Genomic DNA, 285 nt, shown 5'->3' with positions numbered 1-285 from the left:
CGGTGCCGGACAGGTCGGGGCCGTCGATCCACAGTCCCTCCGGGGTACGGACCCGGTACTGCACCCGCCCAGTCGGGTCGAGGGTCATGTCGTCGAGCCAGCCGTGGTCGCCGGTCTTGAGCAGGTGGTGAGAGATGCACAGGGCGTGCACGTTGGCGGCGTCGGTCTGTCCACCCGCTGCCGGGTGGTCGTGGTTGTATTCCTGGCAGTGATCCAACTGTGCGGCGAAGGCGGGCCGGTCACACCCGGGCGCACCGCACGCCAAATCCCGGGCGCGGATGTAGG

At 69.5% G+C, this 285-nt stretch carries 1 protein-coding gene; it reads right to left on the bottom strand.

What is annotated here, in order from left to right; translation table 11 throughout:
• A partial coding sequence (locus tag HH308_RS30800) for an HNH endonuclease signature motif containing protein (protein ID WP_170197841.1) occupies positions 1-285 on the bottom strand: 285 nt, incomplete at both ends.

It is taken from the genome of Gordonia asplenii, assembly GCF_012933505.1.
Classification (GTDB): domain Bacteria; phylum Actinomycetota; class Actinomycetes; order Mycobacteriales; family Mycobacteriaceae; genus Gordonia; species Gordonia asplenii.
This window is presented reverse-complemented; position numbering and strand designations above follow the sequence as displayed.